General features: G+C 50.4%; 2 protein-coding genes. Both read left to right on the plus strand.

The features are described from left to right. Nucleotides 1-272, plus strand: a 272-nt coding sequence (locus tag H6A60_RS12475) for a hypothetical protein (RefSeq protein WP_205105122.1), incomplete at its 5' end; no start/stop codon positions are given. A 30-nt stretch (nucleotides 273-302) separates the two neighbouring features. Next, a partial coding sequence (locus H6A60_RS12480; RefSeq protein ID WP_205105124.1) for a hypothetical protein occupies nucleotides 303-494 on the plus strand: 192 nt, incomplete at its 3' end.

Here is a 494-nt window from a genome sequence, read left to right on the forward strand (position 1 = left end):
TCTCGAGATTGAGGATTTTTATGAAGCGGTTTAGAGACCTTGATAGAAAAGACGCAAAGGCACCGGCCGAGTCGAATGAAATCTTGCCTGGGATTGGAGAAGGTTTTGAGCCTCTTCCTATCGACAAGATCATCGGCTCGCTTGGCGAACCTCCGGCAGAGCAAGCGGAGAAAGCGTTTGATGAAGCTTACAAAGCAGCAGTCGATCGGGAAGACCTGATTCGCCGGACGGTTTTGACGGCGGAAGAGGGACAGGCAAAAGAGACTTCATAAATGCAGGGCGCAGTTCTATAACGAAAATCATTGGCTGGAGAAAAAGGATTGATCAAGGTATTTTCAAGCGGTATCAAACGCATTCCGGATTTGGAGCAATTTCTCCGGCCAGAAAGAGACCGTTACGGAGAACTGGAGGGGTGCGGGCCAAACAAAAGCTCAGCTTCTGCGTGCGAGCAGAGGTGCGAAGTACCTCTTCAGACTGGTGACGCTGTCATCGGT

The organism is Sutterella massiliensis (genome assembly GCF_016899755.1).
In the GTDB taxonomy this organism is placed as follows: Bacteria; Pseudomonadota; Gammaproteobacteria; order Burkholderiales; family Burkholderiaceae_F; genus Sutterella; species Sutterella massiliensis.